The sequence below is a fragment of the Klebsiella variicola genome, from assembly GCF_000828055.2.
Taxonomy (GTDB): domain Bacteria; phylum Pseudomonadota; class Gammaproteobacteria; order Enterobacterales; family Enterobacteriaceae; genus Klebsiella; species Klebsiella variicola.
The window spans coordinates 512102-530360 of sequence record NZ_CP010523.2 but is presented as its reverse complement, the minus strand read 5'-3'; the positions used below and the strand labels follow the sequence as shown (position 1 = coordinate 530360).

At 56.9% G+C, this 18259-nt stretch carries 14 protein-coding genes; 8 read left to right on the top strand and 6 right to left on the bottom strand.

What is annotated here, in order from left to right; genetic code table 11:
• Positions 1–21 precede the first annotated feature (21 nt).
• The 4 genes from hpf (at position 22) to npr (ending at position 2037) form a co-directional block, all read left to right on the top strand.
• Entirely contained in the window at positions 22–309 is a 288-nt protein-coding gene (gene hpf, locus SP68_RS02485) for a ribosome hibernation promoting factor (protein WP_004206206.1), read from the top strand.
• Positions 310–379: 70 nt separating this feature from the next.
• Positions 380–868 (top strand): PTS IIA-like nitrogen regulatory protein PtsN, encoded by a 489-nt coding sequence (gene ptsN / locus SP68_RS02480; RefSeq protein ID WP_004144926.1) that lies wholly within the window; start codon positions 380–382, stop codon positions 866–868.
• Between the two features lie 45 nt (positions 869–913).
• The gene (rapZ, locus tag SP68_RS02475) at positions 914–1768 is read left to right on the top strand and encodes an RNase adapter RapZ (RefSeq protein ID WP_002918428.1); all 855 of its coding nucleotides are present in this window, start codon (positions 914–916) and stop codon (positions 1766–1768) included.
• Complete coding sequence (gene npr, locus SP68_RS02470) at positions 1765–2037, top strand: PTS phosphocarrier protein NPr (protein ID WP_002918431.1); 273 nt, start codon at positions 1765–1767, stop codon at positions 2035–2037. Before rapZ ends, npr begins: the two co-directional genes overlap by 4 nt.
• A gap of 63 nt (positions 2038–2100) precedes the next feature.
• On the opposite strand, the gene mtgA is transcribed toward npr, so the two are convergent.
• The 4 genes from mtgA to uxuA form a co-directional block, all read right to left on the bottom strand.
• Positions 2101–2826, bottom strand: coding sequence for a monofunctional biosynthetic peptidoglycan transglycosylase (gene mtgA, locus SP68_RS02465; RefSeq protein WP_039102571.1), 726 nt, complete (start codon positions 2824–2826; stop codon positions 2101–2103).
• On the bottom strand, positions 2823–3476 hold the full coding sequence (gene elbB, locus SP68_RS02460) for an isoprenoid biosynthesis glyoxalase ElbB (RefSeq protein ID WP_008806654.1): 654 nt from the start codon (positions 3474–3476) through the stop codon (positions 2823–2825). Before elbB ends, mtgA begins: the two co-directional genes overlap by 4 nt.
• A gap of 233 nt (positions 3477–3709) precedes the next feature.
• Positions 3710–6049 (bottom strand): aerobic respiration two-component sensor histidine kinase ArcB, encoded by a 2340-nt coding sequence (arcB, locus tag SP68_RS02455; protein ID WP_012540466.1) that lies wholly within the window; start codon positions 6047–6049, stop codon positions 3710–3712.
• 149 nt (positions 6050–6198) lie between these two features.
• Positions 6199–7263, bottom strand: a complete 1065-nt coding sequence (uxuA, locus tag SP68_RS02450) for a mannonate dehydratase (RefSeq protein WP_008806656.1) — start codon at positions 7261–7263, stop codon at positions 6199–6201.
• A 288-nt stretch (positions 7264–7551) separates the two neighbouring features.
• Here uxuA and SP68_RS02445 point away from each other — a divergent pair, with 288 nt between their 5' ends.
• Together SP68_RS02445 and SP68_RS02440 are read left to right on the top strand one after the other, a co-directional pair.
• Complete coding sequence (locus tag SP68_RS02445) at positions 7552–8568, top strand: Zn-dependent oxidoreductase (protein ID WP_012967168.1); 1017 nt, start codon at positions 7552–7554, stop codon at positions 8566–8568.
• Positions 8569–8654: 86 nt separating this feature from the next.
• Positions 8655–9938, top strand: a complete 1284-nt coding sequence (locus tag SP68_RS02440) for an MFS transporter (protein WP_008806658.1) — start codon at positions 8655–8657, stop codon at positions 9936–9938.
• 46 nt (positions 9939–9984) lie between these two features.
• Here SP68_RS02440 and mnmL read toward each other — a convergent pair whose 3' ends face one another.
• The gene (gene mnmL / locus SP68_RS02435; protein WP_032736465.1) at positions 9985–10920 is read right to left on the bottom strand and encodes a tRNA modification radical SAM protein MnmL/YtqA; all 936 of its coding nucleotides are present in this window, start codon (positions 10918–10920) and stop codon (positions 9985–9987) included.
• A gap of 673 nt (positions 10921–11593) precedes the next feature.
• Between mnmL and gltB the strand changes: the two genes are divergently transcribed.
• Entirely contained in the window at positions 11594–16054 is a 4461-nt protein-coding gene (gene gltB, locus SP68_RS02430) for a glutamate synthase large subunit (protein ID WP_008806660.1), read from the top strand.
• Between the two features lie 9 nt (positions 16055–16063).
• Positions 16064–17482 carry a glutamate synthase subunit GltD gene (gene gltD / locus SP68_RS02425; RefSeq protein WP_008806661.1) on the top strand — a complete coding sequence of 473 codons (1419 nt, stop codon included), beginning with the start codon at positions 16064–16066 and terminating at the stop codon, positions 17480–17482.
• Between the two features lie 55 nt (positions 17483–17537).
• Here the strand turns inward: gltD and SP68_RS02420 are convergent, their stop codons facing one another.
• The gene (locus tag SP68_RS02420; protein ID WP_032733862.1) at positions 17538–18242 is read right to left on the bottom strand and encodes an N-acetylmannosamine-6-phosphate 2-epimerase; all 705 of its coding nucleotides are present in this window, start codon (positions 18240–18242) and stop codon (positions 17538–17540) included.
• Positions 18243–18259 lie beyond the last annotated feature (17 nt).

The window sequence follows — 18259 nt, the reverse complement described above, 5'->3', positions numbered from 1 at the left end:
ACAACCGATAAGGAAGACACTATGCAGCTCAACATTACAGGACACAACGTCGAGATCACCCCCGCGATGCGCGACTTCGTCACGGCGAAGTTCAGCAAACTGGAGCAATTTTTCGACCGGATCAATCAGGTCTATATTGTGTTAAAAGTAGAGAAAGTGACGCAAATTGCGGACGCGAATCTGCATGTCAACGGTGGCGAAATCCATGCCAGTGCGGAAGGGCAGGATATGTATGCAGCTGTCGATGGTCTTATCGACAAGCTGGCAAGGCAGTTAACGAAGCACAAAGATAAACTAAAACAACACTAATTGTCCGGGCCCCCCTGCGTCCGTCGTGGTTTAACATCGGCGGCGGGCGCGGGGGCGCTCAGGTGAAATTATGATGAACAACGATTCGGCTCTACAACTGAGCAACGTCCTGAACCAGGAATGTACCCGTAGCCAGGTTCACTGTCAGAGCAAGAAGCGTGCTCTGGAAATCATTAGCGAACTGGCCGCCAAACAGTTAAGTTTGCCGCCGCAGGTGGTGTTCGAAGCGATCCTCACCCGCGAAAAAATGGGCAGTACCGGGATTGGCAATGGTATCGCCATTCCTCACGGTAAACTGGAAGAGGATACGCTGCGCGCTGTCGGCGTTTTTGTCCAGCTGGAAACCCCCATCGCCTTCGACGCGATCGACAATCAGCCTGTCGACCTGCTGTTCGCGCTGCTGGTGCCAGCCGACCAGACAAAGACTCACCTGCATACGCTCTCCCTGGTGGCCAAACGGCTGGCGGACAAAGCGATTTGCCGTCGCCTGCGCGCGGCGCAGAGCGATGAAGAGTTGTATGAGATCATCACCGAAGCAGGAAGCAGCGATGACGCATAACGGCAGTCGCACCTTATCCTTTATCGTACTGAGGAGAAACGGTACATGGTACTGATGATCGTCAGCGGCCGCTCGGGCTCGGGGAAATCCGTCGCTCTGCGAGCGCTGGAAGATATGGGCTTTTACTGCGTGGATAACCTGCCGGTCGTGCTGCTGCCCGATCTGGCGCGGTCGCTGGCTGACCGCAATATCTCCGCGGCCGTCAGCATCGACGTGCGTAACATGCCGGAATCACCGGAAATCTTTGAACAGGCGATGCAGAACCTGCCGGAATGCTTTTCTCCGCAATTGCTGTTCCTTGATGCCGATCGTAATACCCTGATCCGCCGTTACAGCGATACTCGTCGCTTACACCCGCTCTCCAGCAAGAACCTGTCGCTCGAAAGCGCCATCGACGAAGAGAGCGACTTGCTGGAGCCACTGCGCTCCCGTGCGGATCTGATCGTCGATACGTCCGAAATGTCGGTGCATGAGCTGGCGGAAATGCTGCGTACTCGCTTGTTAGGCAAACGCGAGCGCGAACTGACGATGGTCTTCGAATCCTTCGGCTTCAAGCACGGTATTCCGATCGATGCTGATTACGTCTTTGACGTGCGCTTTCTGCCAAACCCGCACTGGGATCCGAAACTGCGTCCAATGACCGGTCTGGATAAACCGGTGGCCGCCTTCCTTGACCGGCACACTGAAGTGCACAACTTTATTTACCAGACCCGGAGCTATCTTGAGCTATGGTTACCGATGCTGGAGACCAACAATCGCAGCTATCTGACGGTGGCCATTGGCTGCACCGGCGGTAAACATCGTTCGGTTTATATTGCTGAACAACTGGCTGACTACTTCCGCTCCCGCGGCAAGAACGTACAGTCTCGTCATCGGACGCTGGAAAAACGTAAATCATGACCGTAAAGCAGACCGTTGAAATCACCAATAAGCTGGGCATGCACGCCCGCCCGGCGATGAAACTGTTTGAGCTGATGCAGAATTTCGATGCCGAAGTACTGCTGCGCAACGATGAAGGCACGGAGGCGGAAGCAAACAGCGTGATTGCCCTGCTGATGCTGGACTCCGCGAAAGGGCGGCAGATAGAGGTGGAAGCCAGCGGTCCGCAGGAAGTTGAGGCGCTCGCCGCGGTGATTGCTCTTTTTAATGCCGGATTTGATGAAGACTAAGCGTCACGCTTCCCGGCGACGGCCGACTGGCGACAGTGCCAGCCCCGGCGCCGGATTCACGCGCTAATACAGCTTATGCTCGCGCATAAACCCTTCCCCGCCCAGCTGTCGCATCTGGCGTAAGATCCAAGCCTGGCGGCTGCGCACATAGCCCGAAGGCGCGTCAGCGCGATAGCGGATCGGATTTGGCAGCACCGCGGCCAGCAGAGCCGCTTCCCCCGGCGTCAGCTGGCTGGCAGGCTTATGAAAATAGCGCTGCGCGGCCGCTTCCACACCAAATATCCCATCGCCAAACTCGGCAATATTCAGGTAGACGGTCAGGATCCGCTTTTTACTCCAGACGGTTTCTATACCGACCGTCAGCCCGGCTTCCAGCCCCTTACGCAACCAGCTGCGGCCATCCCATAAAAACAGGTTTTTCGCCGTCTGCTGCGACAGCGTTGACGCGCCGCGGATGCGGGTATCATGACGCTCATTGTGCGCCAGCGCTTTTTCTATCGCCGATACGTCGAACCCCCAATGTTCCGGGAACTTTTGATCTTCGGCGGCAATCACCGCCAGCCCCATCCACGGAGAGATCTCATCCATGCCGACCCAATCAGAGTGCGCCAGATAGTGGACATCTCCGGAGAGCCAGGCGCTCACCTGCCGCTCAAGCATCACCGCCGAAAACGGCACCGGCAGCACGCTAAACAGCGCGATCCCCCCGCCCCATAAGACGGCGGCGATCAGCAGCAGACGCAGCGCCAGTCGTTTTAGCAGCGCAAAGGGCGCAACGCGGAGCCTCATGCGCTCAGCGCCAGCACGCGGGCGACCAGCTTTTCGATCCCGGTGGCGGCTTGAGCAATATTCTCTGCCAGCATATACGCCGGGGTGGTGACCACTTTGTTCTCTTCATCCACCACGATGTCGTCGACCGGACAAGGCACGTGCTCCGCCCCCATCTCTTCGACCACATCGGCAGTATCGAGATCGGTCCCGATGGTTATGCGCAGCGGAAACGCAAAAATCTTCGGCAGCAGCGCCGGGGCAATGCACATGAAACCCAGCGGTTTGCCGGCCTGATGCATCGCCAGTGCCAGAGCCTGCAGATCGCGGTCCACCTGACATTCGCTGCCCTCGGCGGCGAAGCTGCTTAAATTTTTCGCCGCGCCGAAGCCGCCGGGGACGATCAGCGCGTCCAGCGTCTCCGCACGCGCCTGCGTCAGCGGTAAGATGTCGCCGCGGGCAATTCGCGCCGCTTCCACCAGCACATTGCGTTGCTCCGTCAGCGGTTCCCCCGTCAGATGGTTGATGACGTCGCGCTGCGGTTTATCGGGTGCAAAGCACACCGCCTGCGCGCCGTTGCGCGCGATCGCCAGCAGGGTAATCACCGCTTCATGAATTTCACTGCCGTCGTACACGCCGCAGCCGCTCAGTACCACACCAATTTTTTTCATCGCTTTCGCTCCTCCATGCAACTCGCTGAAACCAGTCAAAAATGTCGATTTACTCGCTATGCTTCACATATTTTACTGATTCATGTAACAAATTAGTTAAGCTTTGCTATCTTAATGAGCGAGCAATCCACTTCTCAGGTTGCGCCACGTAACAACATCACTCAAATAACACTGGCTCAACCACCAGTTCCCTGGTGTTGGCGCAGTATTCGCGCACCCCGGTCTGTCCGGGGTCATTTTTTCCCGGCCTTCGCCACCCACGCCTTCAGTACCGCCACGTCGTTTTGCCACTCAGATTTCATCTCTTCAACCCATTCAGCGACATTATCAGACCAGGCTGGCAGATCCGGCGTCTGGATCTGCTGCCCCAGCTGCTGGATGTGGCGCAGACCAATAGAACCCGCCGCCCCTTTGATCTTATGCCCCTCTTCGACAATCCCTTTTTGATCGCGGGCGGTGAGATTGGACTCGAGGACAGACATATAGCCCGGCATCATCTTCTCAAACACCGCGAGGCCATCGTTGATAAGCTTCGGTCCCACCAGTTCGATATATTGCTCCAGCATATCGGTATCCAGCACCGCGTCGGCTTTATGCAGATCGGCCGCCGGCGCTTCCTGCGCTTCCTCTTCCGGCGCATCCCAGAATTTCTTGATCATGGCCGTGAGCGCTGGCACCGACAACGGCTTGCTCAGCACATCGTCCATCCCGGCGTCGAGATACTCTTTCTTATTCTTCAGTACGTTGGCGGTCAGGGCCACCAGCGGCGGCAGCTCATCCGCGGCAAAGTTCTGTTTTAGCTGGCGAGAGATATCCAGCCCCGTCATATCCGGCAATTGAATATCCAGCAACACCAGGTCGTACTCGCCTGGCTCAAACATCTCCAGCGCGGCTTTCCCGGTCATGGCGACATCCACGCTGTTGCCCAGCTTTTCCAGCACCGAACGGGCCACAATGACGTTGAGCTCAATGTCTTCCACCAGCAGCACGTTAAGCGCGGGTAATGGCATGTCGTCTTCCGCCAACGTATCTTCCACTTCTTCCGCAATGGCAGGCGCATGGACGGTGAGCGTAAAGGTCGCCCCTTTACCCGGCTGGCTGGTTACGCTGATATCGCCGCCCATATTGCGCGCCAGGCGACGCGAGACGGCGAGACCAATGCCGGTTCCGGTGGCTGGTTTGCCGCCGTGGCTGTCTTTGACCTGGTAATACATGGCGAAAATTTTGTCCTGTTCCGCTTCAGGAATACCAATTCCGGAGTCTTCCACTTCGAAGTGCAGGATATCGCCTTCGTCATAGCGCACGCGGACATTCACCCCGCCGCCCTGGGGGGTAAACTTCACGGCGTTGCTGATAAGGTTCCACAGGATCTGGCGCAAACGCGTACCGTCGGTGATCACTTTATGCGGTAGCGGCAGGCTCGGCTCCAGCACAAAGCGCAGGCCCTTCTGCTGGGCCTGCAGACCGGAGAGGTTTTCAAGGTCGGCAAGGAAGCTGGTGAAGTCCACCGGCTGGTTATCGAGCTGTACCTTACGGCGCTCCATTTTATCCATGTCGATAATATCATTGAAGATATTCCCCAGCGTCACCGCCGAGACATGGATGGTTTTCAGGTATTTCTCCTGCTCGCTGGTCAGTTCGGTATCCAGCAAAATACGGCTCAGCCCGACGATCCCGTTTAGCGGGGTACGCAGCTCATGGCTGATGGTCGAGATAAAGGTAGTTTTATCCCGGCTGGCGCGCTCGAGGGCATCCTGATAGCGTTTTCGTTCGGTGATATCGCGCCCGAAGCCCATCAGGCCGCGACGCTTACCGACGCGATCGTAGTACGGGACCTTGCGGATTTCGAAGCACGCTTTGCGGCCATCGGGATAGTCCAGCCACTGCTCATAGGTCAGCGATACATTGTGGCGGAACACCTTCTCGTCGGTTTCCAGCACCTTTTCTGCGGCCTCTTCGCTATAGACGTCCTGCGGTTTGAGATGGATCAGCTGTTTCTCACTTTTGCCGGTCAACAGCTCCATCGCCCGGTTACAGCCTGAAAACTCCTTATCTTCATTGCGATAGAAGACCAGGTCCGGGGAAGCATCAAGGAAAGAGCGCAGAAAGGAGGATTGCTGTTCGAGTTGGATCTGCGTCTCTTCACGCTCTTTCATCTCGATCTTCAACTGCTCGAGAGTGGTCTCGCGCTCGGCTTCTGCTTTTTCACGTTCGCCTATCTCCTGATTCAACTGCGCGATGTTATCTTTCAGCTGCACGTTCAGCTTCAGATCGCGCTCGCGCATCTCCTCCAGCTTGTCCACCAGCCGCGAAAGACGCTGGCGAGATTCTTCGAGTTGCTCCACCACCACCGAGAGAAAGTAGACCGCCCAGGGGGTAATCAACAGACCAAAGAAGATAGAGCGGATAACGTCGATACTTTCTACCTGGCCATGCAGCACCATGGTGACCGCCATCTGTACCACAATGGCCAGCACCACCAGCGCAAGAGCCAACAGCATCGAAAAGCGGACCAGACCCAGCTTCATCATCAGGTCGACATAATACTGCGCCAGCATACGAATTTGCTTCATAGAGGATTCCTTCACGACAACTCCGCACAATAATACTCAATTCTGAGCAATGCGCTGTAAGTTGTGCAAAAAATGCGGGAAGGCGCTGATATGACGGCTGGTCGCCAAGGCGAACCAGCCGCTAAAAAGAGGCAAGGTCAGGAGAACGGTTAGCGCTTGCTTAACGCCTCCCAGAGCCCCTTCAGGTAGGTCACGCCGAGAGCGCGGTCGTACAAGCCATAGCCTGGCCGTCCGGTCTCTCCCCAGATAAAACGGCCATGATCCGGGCGAATATAGCCGTCGAACCCGTTGTCATACAGCGCTTGCATCACCTTGTACATATCCAGGGAACCGTACTCTGACGGATGGGCGCACTCGTAAAAATCTTTATCCCGTATCAGCTTAATATTGCGGACGTGGGCAAAGTGGATCCGTTTGCGCCGGGTAAACTCGGCCAGGATGGCGTACACATCGTTATCCGGATCTTCGGCAATCGAGCCGGTGCAGAGCGTGATGCCGTTGGCGGGCGAATCGACGGCCCGGCAGATCCAGTCCAGATCGTCGCGGTTTTTGACCACCCGCGGCAGGCCAAAAATGGAGTACGGCGGATCGTCCGGATGGATCGCCATTTTCACCCCGACCTCTTCACAGACCGGGATCACCGCCCGCAGAAAATAGACCAGGTTCTCCCGCAGCTTGTGGTCATCCACCGCGCTATATTTGGCAAACAGGGTCTGCACCTCCGCCAGCCTTTCTGGCTCCCAGCCCGGCAAGGCGAAGCCGTTTGAGTTCTCCAGTACCTCTTTCACTACGTCTTCCAGCCGTTTATCGATATCTTTCTTCTCAAAAGCCATCGTCAACGAACCATCCGGCAGGACGTAGTTCATATCCGTCTTCATCCAGTCAAAAACCGGCATGAAGTTATAACAGATAACTTTGACGCCGAAGCGGGCAAGGTGGCGAATGGTCTGCTGATAGTTGGCAATATAGCGGTCACGGGAAGGAAGGCCGATTTTAATGTCATCATGAATGTTGACGCTCTCTATCACCTCCATTTTCAGGCCCGCGGCATGGGCCTGGCTGACCAGACGCTCAATTTTATCGACTGGCCATACCTCACCCACCGCGACGTCATAGAGCGCGCCGACGACCCCCTCCACGCCGGGCACCTGTCGTATATGCTCTAATGAAACCTTGTCTTCCTCTGGCCCAAACCAGCGCATTGTCATCTGCATCGTTATCACCTGCTTCATAATTTGTGTTTTTACCCTACTACCATACCAGTAATCATAATCGAATTGCCCTTTCCTGTCGTGATAACGATCACATTCCTGCACCGGGCAAGCCCATCCCGGCGCATTCATATTTTTTTTCAATTTATTTCAATAGATTAATAATAGTCTGGCTTTTTCTGACGACCTCTTCCAAATGTGATCCAGAGCTATTTATGATCAAATGCATACTTGTATGGTAATAAAAACAGGCGAAATTCGTTCGCGAAACAGACAATGGAAGGAACAGAAATGAGAAGCGTCATCGTCAAAGAGCCAGGCCAACTGAACATTGCATCACGTCCGGTTCCCGTTCCGGGCAGCCATGAAGTACGGGTGAAAATCGCCTTTGCCGGGATCTGCGGTTCCGATGTACACATCTATCAGGGCCACAACCCCTTCGCGAAATATCCCCGCGTTATTGGTCATGAATTCTTCGGCATTGTCGATGCCGTCGGCGAGCAGGTCTCTCCGGCGCGTATTGGCGAACGCGTCGCGGTCGATCCGGTGGTCAGCTGCGGCCATTGTTATCCCTGCTCGGTTGGTCGGCCGAATGTTTGCGCGCAGCTCCAGGTCATCGGGGTGCACCGCGATGGGGGATTCAGCGACTATGCCTGCGTGCCGGCCAAAAATGCCTGGCGCATTCCGGAGGCTATCAGCGATCGTCAGGCGACAATGGTTGAGCCTTTTACTATTGCGGCAAATATTACCGCCCAGCTGCAGCCCACGCCGCAGGATATCGCCCTGGTTTACGGCGCTGGCCCAATGGGCCTGACGGTGATCCAGGCGCTGAAGGGGGTGTATGGCGTTAAGCAGGTGATCGTCGTGGACCGCATTGCCGAACGTCTACAGATGGCACGGGACAACGGCGCCGATCTGACGCTCGATAACACCCATCAGCCGCTGGCGGATCAGCTGGCGCAGCGGCAGATAGCCCCCACGCTGGTCATTGATGCCGCCTGCCACCCAGCCATTCTGCAGGAGGCAATCCTCCTCGCCTCCCCTGCAGCCCGCATCGGCATACTCGGTTTCTCCGGCGAGGCGTCCACGCTGACCCAGCAAAGCATCACCAGTAAAGAGATCTCCATTTTCTCCTCGCGGCTGAACAGCGGGCGCTTTCCGCTGGTCATCGACTGGATGGAAAAAGGCCTTATCCATCCTGAGGCGTTAATCACCCACTGTATGCCGCTGGAGCAGGTGAAAGAAGCCATGGAGATTTTCGCCAACGATCGGAAGACCTGCTGCAAAGTGCTGCTGCAATTAGGCTAAGCCGACATTATTTTTAAATAACGGCCGACGGATATCTGTAGATCCGCCGCGCCTGATATAAATCATATAATGAGCATGGTGTTATCATGGGAAAAAATATTCGCTGGATTATCGTCCTGTTATTATTTTTAGTGTATATGATAAATTATCTGGACCGGGTGGCGTTATCCATTACGGTGCCGATGATTGAAAAGGACCTTGCACTTAACGCTGAACAATTTGGTATGATTTTCGGCAGCTTTTTCTTCGGCTACGCGGTCTTTAATTTTATTGGCGGCCTCGCCGTCGATAAATTTGGCGCCACATTGGTGATGGGCCTGGCGGTTGGGTTATGGTCGCTGTTTTGCGGCTTAACCGCGGTTGCCACCGGCTTTTATTCCATGCTGGTGCTCCGCGTGCTCTTCGGGATGGCAGAGGGCCCGATTTGCGCCTCAGCGAACAAGATGATTAACGGCTGGTTTCCTAAAAAGCAAGCAGCAACCGCAGTGGGGTTCCTCAGCGCCGGCTCTCCGCTGGGCGGCGCGGTCGCCGGACCTATCGTCGGTTATCTGGCCCTGGCTTTCGGCTGGCGTCCCGCGTTTATGATTATTTTCGCCATCGGTATTGTGTGGATGGTCGTGTGGTTTTTTATTGCCGCCAACTCGCCTGACAAACATAAGCATGTCAGTCAGGAAGAGCTCATGCTCATTAATAAAATGAAGCAAGAGGAGGACGCCCTGGAAACCGTAGAAAATCAAACGGCCCACTCACTGGGTTATTATCTCAAGCAGCCTATTATTCTGGTGACGGCATTTGCCTTCTTCTGCTACAACTATATTCTGTTTTTCTTTCTCAGCTGGTTTCCGTCCTATCTGGTCCAGCAGCACCATCTGGATATTAAACAGATGAGTCTCACCACCATGATCCCGTGGATCGTCGGTTTTGTCGGTCTGGCGCTGGGGGGTTATATATCCGATAAAATATTTAACCTTACCGGAAGGCTGCTGCTGTCGCGCAAAATCGTGCTGGTGGTATGCCTGCTAATGGCCGCGCTCTGCGTGGGGCTCGCCGGTACCGTTAGCAGCGTCGTTCCTGCCGTTCTGCTGATGTCGGTCTCCATCTTTTTCCTCTATGTGACCGGGGCGATCTACTGGGCGATTATTCAGGACGTGGTGCATAAATCCCGCGTCGGCGGCGCCAGCGGCTTTATCCATCTTATCGGCAGCGTCTCCGGCATCGTGGGGCCGATTGTCACGGGCTATATCGTGCAGTCCACCGGCAAATTCGACAGCGCCTTTATTCTCGCCGGCACTATCGCCGCGCTTGGCGCCGTGCTGGTGCTGCTGGTGATTAAAACCCCGCGGATGACGATGAAAGCCAGTCAGGCATAAATGGCTGAAGAGCGATGTCCGGCCTTGGCCCGGACATCGTCTGCTTCTACTTCTCCGCCAGGGGCACAGCCCAGCTGCGGCCTAGCGCCGAGCCCTGAGCGCCCTGCTCATTCAGATAGCGATCCAGTTCAACCATTCCGGTCCAGCGATTTTCGCACCACAGCGGCGCCAATAGCGTGGGTCGACGGGCGCTGGCCGATATCCGGTGATAGATCACCTCCGGCGGCGTATGGCGAATCATCTCCCCGGCGGTCACGGTATACGCCTCCAGCTCAATGCCATTGAGACGCCCGGCCTGCCACGCTTTGGCCATAATACTGCCTTTGACAATGTGCAGCGGGTGCAGCTTGATGCCGTCCACGCCGGTCGCCACCACCCGCTCCAGCGTCTCCAGGCAATGGCCCTGGGTCTCTCCGGGCAGGCCGACGATCAGATGTACGCAGACCTTCAGCCCTCGCGCTCGCGCCAGACGCGCAGTACGCTGGTAGCAAGCGAAATCATGCCCACGGTTAATCCGATGCAGGGTTTTATCGTGCGCGGTTTGCAGTCCCAGCTCCAGCCATACCTCATATCCTTGCTCATGATATTCACTCAGCAGATCGAGGACTGCCTCCGGCACGCAGTCCGGGCGGGTGCCGACGCAGAGGCCGACAATATTCGCCTGGCTGATGGCCTGACGATACATCGAGCGGAGCACCTGCACTTCAGCGAAGGTGCTGGTATAGGCCTGGAAATAGGCCAGATAGCGCTTTGCCCGGTTGACGAGCTGCGCCTGATGAGCGAGCTGTTCGGCGATGGAGCGATGCTGCTGCGCCTCATCGGCAAAGGAAGCCACATTACAGAAAGTGCAACCGCCGCGGCCCAGCGTGCCGTCGCGGTTCGGGCAGCTAAAACCGCCGTGCAGCGTCAGCTTATGGACCTTTTCGCCATAGCGGCGCATAAGATCCCCACCAAACATATTGACTAATTTCTGTAACTGCATAATCTGATAGACCGGCCTCAACAAAGGGGGCCAAGCCTGCCACTTTTTGTCACCGACGGCGATGACCTGGATCAATCGTCAGCGCGGCGGCTACCCTCATTGCATAAACAATCATGATTACTGCAATTTCATTCACCTCTGCGGTGATGAGTTTTCCTTATATTTCACCTGCGGATAGCCCTAATCTTCTTCACGGTAAAAAACAGTATTAATATCCATTTAGAAAATATATGGCAGTCAAATATGCTAATGATGACATGCATTTCAGCGCATAACGGTAATGCAAAGCCGCGTGCACAGTGAGACAGATCACACTAGCCTGACCTTCCTGAGGCGTATTCATAGCACGAAAAATGGCACTATTTATTTTTAAAACAACAAGTTAACACCTGTATAGCACATTTTTGTATTAATAAGATTGCCATTTGACGTAAGTGTGGATTCCCGATAAGTTGGGAATCCGCTGGAAGCTTTCTGGATGAGCACTCTGCTCATCATATTTATGCAGTAATTGAGATTCCCTCTTAACAGCAAGTCCTCAAACTTGTGTACCGATGCGAAAAGGATTTAAAGAGGGCGAATGCGAGGTGCAAACCCCGTCGCCATACTCTTTCTGTGCCTGTGCGCAATCGGTATCGGAGGGTGTCCGCAGAGCCTGGGGAGGTTCACTGATATGTTGTACGACAAATCCCTTGAGAGGGATAACTGTGGTTTCGGCCTGATCGCCCACATAGAAGGCGAACCTAGCCACAAGGTAGTGCGAACCGCGATACACGCACTGGCCCGCATGCAGCACCGTGGCGCAATCCTTGCCGATGGTAAAACCGGCGACGGTTGCGGTCTGCTGCTGCAAAAACCCGATCGTTTCTTCCGCATCGTTGCTGAAGAGCGCGGCTGGCGTTTAGCCAAAAACTACGCCGTTGGGATGCTGTTCCTGAATAAAGATCCTGAGCTGGCTAAAGCGGCGCGCCGCATCGTTGAAGAAGAACTTCAGCTTGAGACCCTGTCGATTGTCGGCTGGCGCGATGTGCCGACCAACGAAGGCGTCCTCGGTGAAATCGCCCTCTCCTCGCTGCCCCGTATTGAGCAAATCTTTGTGAACGCCCCGGCTGGCTGGCGCCCGCGCGATATGGAGCGCCGTCTGTTTATTGCGCGTCGTCGCATTGAAAAACGCCTGCAGGAAGACAAAGATTTCTACGTTTGTAGCCTGTCCAACCTGGTCAACATCTATAAAGGTCTGTGTATGCCGGCGGATTTGCCGCGCTTCTACCTGGACCTCGCGGACCTGCGCCTGGAGTCGGCTATCTGCCTGTTCCACCAGCGCTTCTCCACCAACACCGTGCCGCGCTGGCCGCTGGCGCAGCCGTTCCGTTACCTGGCGCACAACGGTGAAATCAACACCATCACCGGCAACCGCCAGTGGGCCCGCGCCCGTACCTATAAGTTCCAGACCCCGCTGATCCCGGATCTGCATGACGCCGCGCCGTTCGTTAACGAAACCGGCTCTGACTCCAGTTCAATGGACAACATGCTGGAGCTGCTGCTGGCCGGCGGGATGGATATCGTGCGCGCCATGCGCCTGCTGGTGCCGCCAGCCTGGCAGAACAACCCGGATATGGATCCGGAGCTGCGTTCGTTCTTCGACTTTAACTCCATGCATATGGAGCCGTGGGACGGCCCGGCGGGCATCGTCATGTCCGATGGCCGCTACGCTGCCTGTAACCTCGATCGTAATGGCCTGCGCCCGGCGCGCTACGTCATTACCAAAGATAAGCTCATCACCTGCGCCTCTGAAGTCGGTATCTGGGACTACCAGCCGGACGAAGTGGTCGAGAAAGGCCGCGTGGGCCCAGGCGAGCTGATGGTTATCGATACCCGCGCCGGACGCATTCTGCACTCGGCGGAAACCGATGACGATCTGAAGAGCCGCCACCCGTACAAAGAGTGGATGGAGAAAAACGTTCGTCGCCTGGTGCCGTTCGAAGATCTGCCGGAAGAAGAAGTCGGCAGCCGCCAACTGGATGACGACACGCTCGCCAGCTACCAGAAACAGTTTAACTACAGCGCGGAAGAGCTGGACTCCGTCCTGCGCGTGCTCGGCGAAAATGGCCAGGAAGCAGTCGGTTCGATGGGCGATGACACGCCTTTCGCCGTGCTCTCCAGCCAGCCGCGCATTATCTACGATTACTTCCGTCAGCAGTTCGCCCAGGTGACTAACCCGCCTATCGATCCGCTGCGTGAAGCGCACGTCATGTCGCTGGCCACCAGCATCGGTCGCGAAATGAACGTCTTCTGCGAAGCGGAAGGCCAGGCCCATCGCCTGAGCTTCAAATCGCCGATCCTGCTGTACTCCGATTTCAAACAGCTGACGACGATGGAAGAAGAGCACTATCGTGCCGACGTCCTCGACATCACGTTTAACCCGGCAGAGGCCTCGCTCAGCGAGACGGTGAAAGCCCTGTGTGACAAAGCAGAGCAAATGGTGCGCGAGGGTACCGTGCTGCTGGTGCTGTCCGACCGCAACATCGCCAAAGACCGTCTGCCGGTACCGGCGCCGATGGCCGTTGGCGCGATCCAGACCCGTCTGGTCGATAAAAGTCTGCGCTGCGATGCCAACATCATCGTTGAAACCGCCAGTGCCCGCGATCCGCATCACTTTGCGGTCCTGCTCGGCTTCGGCGCGACCGCTATTTATCCGTACCTCGCCTATGAAACGCTGGCGAAGCTGGTCGACAGCAAAGCTATCGATAAAGCCTACCGTGCGGTGATGCTGAACTATCGCAACGGTATCAACAAAGGTCTGTACAAAATCATGTCGAAGATGGGGATCTCCACCATCGCGTCCTACCGCTGCTCGAAGCTGTTCGAAGCCGTCGGTCTGCATCGCGAGGTTTCCGATCTCTGCTTCCAGGGCGTGGTCAGCCGCATCGGCGGCGCCGGCTTCGATGATTTCCAGCAGGATCTGCTGAATCTGTCGAAACGCGCCTGGCTGGCACGTAAGCCACTGGCTCAGGGCGGCCTGCTGAAGTTCGTGCACGGCGGTGAATATCACGCCTACAACCCGGACGTGGTTCAGACCCTGCAGAAGGCCGTGCAGAGCGGCGAATACAGCGACTATCAACAATACGCGAAACTGGTTAACGAACGTCCGGCGGCCACGCTGCGCGATCTGCTGGCGCTCAATCCAGGCGAAGACGCAATCAGTATCGACGACGTAGAACCGGCGAAAGAGCTGTTCAAACGCTTCGATACCGCGGCGATGTCGATCGGCGCGCTGAGCCCGGAAGCACACGAATCGCTGGCGGAAGCGATGAACAGCATCGGCGGTTTCTCTAACTCCGGTGAAGGCGGTGAAGACCCGGCGCGCTACGGCACCAATAAAGTGTCGCGCATCAAGCAGGTCGCGTCCGGCCGCTTCGGCGTCACGCCAGCCTATCTGGTCAATGCCGACGTCATCCAGATCAAAGTCGCCCAGGGGGCGAAACCGGGTGAAGGCGGTCAGTTGCCGGGTGATAAAGTCACCCCATATATCGCCAAACTGCGCTATTCCGTACCGGGCGTGACGCTGATTTCCCCGCCGCCGCACCACGATATCTACTCTATCGAGGATTTGGCGCAGCTGATTTTCGACCTCAAGCAGGTCAACCCGAAAGCGATGATTTCGGTCAAACTGGTTTCTGAACCGGGCGTTGGCACCATCGCCACCGGCGTGGCCAAAGCCTATGCCGACCTGATCACCATCGCCGGCTACGACGGCGGTACCGGGGCGAGCCCGCTCTCGTCGGTGAAATATGCCGGCTGTCCGTGGGAGCTTGGCCTGGTGGAAACCCAGCAGGCGCTGGTCGCTAACGGTCTGCGTCACAAGATCCGTCTGCAGGTGGACGGTGGCCTGAAAACCGGCCTCGATATCATCAAAGCGGCGATCCTTGGCGCAGAGAGCTTCGGTTTCGGAACCGGCCCGATGGTCGCGCTGGGCTGTAAATACCTGCGTATTTGCCACCTGAATAACTGCGCGACCGGCGTGGCGACTCAGGATGACAAACTGCGTAAGAACCACTATCACGGTCTGCCGTTCAAAGTGACCAACTACTTTGAATTTATCGCCCGTGAGACCCGCGAGCTGATGGCCCAGCTGGGCGTCAAGCGTCTGGTGGATCTGATTGGCCGCACCGATCTGCTCAAAGAGCTGGATGGGTTTACTGCCAAACAGCAGAAACTGGATCTGGGTAAACTGCTGGAGACCGCAGAGCCGCATCCGGGGAAAGCGCTGTACTGCACCGAGAACAACCCACCGTTCGATAACGGTGTACTCAACGCGCAGCTGCTGCAGCAGGCGAAACCGTACGTGGATGAAAAGCAGAGCAAAACGTTCTGGTTCGATATCCGCAATACCGACCGCTCCGTGGGGGCCTCGCTGTCCGGGTATATTGCCCAGACCCATGGTGACCAGGGACTGGCCGGGGATCCGATCGTCGCCCACTTTAGCGGCACCGCAGGCCAGAGCTTCGGCGTGTGGAACGCCGGTGGCGTAGAGCTGCATCTGACCGGCGATGCCAACGACTATGTCGGGAAAGGCATGGCGGGCGGTCTGCTGGCCATTCGTCCTCCGGTCGGCTCTGCGTTCCGCAGCCATGAAGCCAGCATTATCGGCAACACCTGCCTGTACGGCGCGACCGGTGGTCGTCTGTACGCCGCAGGCCGCGCAGGCGAGCGTTTCGCCGTGCGTAACTCCGGCGCCATTACCGTGGTGGAAGGCATCGGTGACAACGGCTGTGAATATATGACCGGCGGCATCGTCTGCGTGCTCGGTAAAACCGGCGTCAACTTTGGCGCAGGGATGACCGGCGGCTTTGCTTATGTCCTGGATGAAGATGGCGACTTCCGTAAACGCGTGAACCCGGAACTGGTGGAAGTGCTGGACGTTGATTCTCTGGCTATCCATGAAGAGCACCTGCGCGGTTTAATCACCGAACATGTGCAGCTTACCGGTTCGCAACGTGGCGAAGAGATCCTCGCCAACTGGCCGGCCTTCTCCGCGAAGTTTGCGCTGGTTAAACCGAAGTCCAGCGATGTTAAAGCACTGTTGGGTCACCGTAGTCGTTCCGCAGCTGAGCTGCGGGTGCAGGCGCAGTAAGGGGTTAAGATGAGTCAGAACGTTTATCAATTTATCGACCTGCAGCGCGTTGATCCGCCAAAGAAACCGCTGAAGATCCGTAAAATTGAGTTTGTGGAAATTTACGAGCCGTTTTCAGAAGGCCAGGCCAAGGCGCAGGCAGATCGCTGCCTCTCCTGCGGCAACCCGTACTGTGAATGGAAATGCCCGGTGCATAACTACATCCCGAACTGGCTGAAGCTGGCCAACGAGGGGCGTATTTTTGAGGCGGCTGAGCTGTCGCATCAGACCAACACCCTGCCAGAAGTCTGCGGGCGCGTTTGCCCGCAGGACCGCCTGTGTGAAGGCTCCTGTACGCTGAACGATGAGTTCGGCGCGGTGACCATCGGCAACATCGAACGCTATATCAATGACAAAGCGTTCGAAATGGGCTGGCGTCCGGATCTCTCCGGCGTGAAGCCGACCGGTAAAACCGTCGCTATTATCGGCGCTGGCCCGGCGGGCCTCGCTTGTGCCGACGTGCTGACCCGCAACGGCGTCAAGGCGGTGGTGTTTGACCGCCATCCGGAAATCGGCGGCCTGCTGACCTTCGGTATCCCGGCGTTCAAGCTGGAAAAAGAGGTGATGACCCGCCGCCGTGAAATCTTCACCGGCATGGGCATTGAGTTCAAACTCAATACCGAAGTGGGTCGCGACGTACAGCTCGACGACCTGCTAAAAGAGTACGATGCCGTGTTCCTCGGCGTCGGGACCTATCAGTCGATGCGCGGTGGACTGGACAACGAAGACGCCCCGGGCGTCTACGACGCGCTGCCGTTCCTGATCGCTAACACCAAGCAGATCATGGGCTTTGGCGAAACAGCTGATGAGCCCTACGTCAGCATGGAAGGCAAACGCGTGGTCGTGCTCGGCGGTGGCGACACCGCGATGGACTGCGTGCGAACCTCCATTCGTCAGAATGCGGCGCACGTGATCTGTGCCTATCGTCGTGACGAAGAGAACATGCCCGGTTCAAAACGCGAAGTGAAAAACGCGCGTGAAGAAGGCGTTGAGTTCCAGTTCAACGTCCAGCCGCTGGGCGTGGAAGTGAATGCCAATGGCAAAGTGTGCGGCGTGAAGATGGCGCGCACCGAGATGGGCCAGCCGGACGCGAAAGGCCGCCGTCGCGCGGAGATCGTCGCTGGTTCTGAACACGTGGTGCCGGCTGATGCGGTGGTAATGGCCTTTGGCTTCCGTCCGCACAGCATGGAGTGGCTGGCGAAGCACAGCGTCGAGCTGGACTCTCAGGGCCGCATCATCGCGCCGGAAGGCAGCGACAACGCGTTCCAGACCAGCAACCCGAAAATCTTCGCCGGTGGCGATATCGTTCGCGGTTCTGACCTGGTGGTCACCGCGATTGCCGAAGGCCGTAAAGCGGCGGACGGGATCCTCAACTACCTTGAAGTCTGATTAGACTCTGAGCCTCAGCGCATAAAAGCCCGATGGTTAACGCCATCGGGTTTTTTTATTGCTCATTCGCCGGGCAAACCGCCGCTTTCAGCGCCGTATTATACCAGCCGCAGATATGCTCTAAGCGGGTGATCGCCGAGCCGACGGTCACCGCCCACGCGCCGCAGCGCATCGCTTCAGCCGCCTGCGCAGGCGTATTGTAGCGCCCCTCTGCGACCACTCGGCAGCCCGCGGCGCTCAGGCTTTTCACCAGCGCCAGGTCCGGTTCGTCCGGTGTCTCCTCTGCGGTATAGCCGGAGAGAGTAGTGCCAACCATATCGAAGCCCAACTGCCAGCATTCCAGGGCATCGTCGAGAGAGGAACAATCTGCCATCGCGTTTTTCCCCTGGCGGTGAATTGCCGCCAACAACGATGCGACAGAGGCCGGACGCTGGCGCCGCGTGCCGTCAACCGCAATGATATCGGCCCCCGCCTGCGCCAGGGCATTCACATCCTCAAGCCACGGCGTAATACGCACCGGGCTATCATGCAGATCGCGCTTAATCAGCGCGATAACAGGCACCGTCACTAACGGACGAACGGCCTGCAGGTTGGCCAGACCTTCTATGCGCAGCGCCACCGCCCCCGCCTGTTCCGCCGCCAGCGCCATCGCCGCGACGATGGCGGGGTTATCCAGCGGGCTGCCCGGCACCGGCTGACAGGAGACAATTAACCCACCGTAATAGCGAATACGCCGATCCAGTTGTGCAAGTAAAGACATGACTGCTCCCTGAAAGA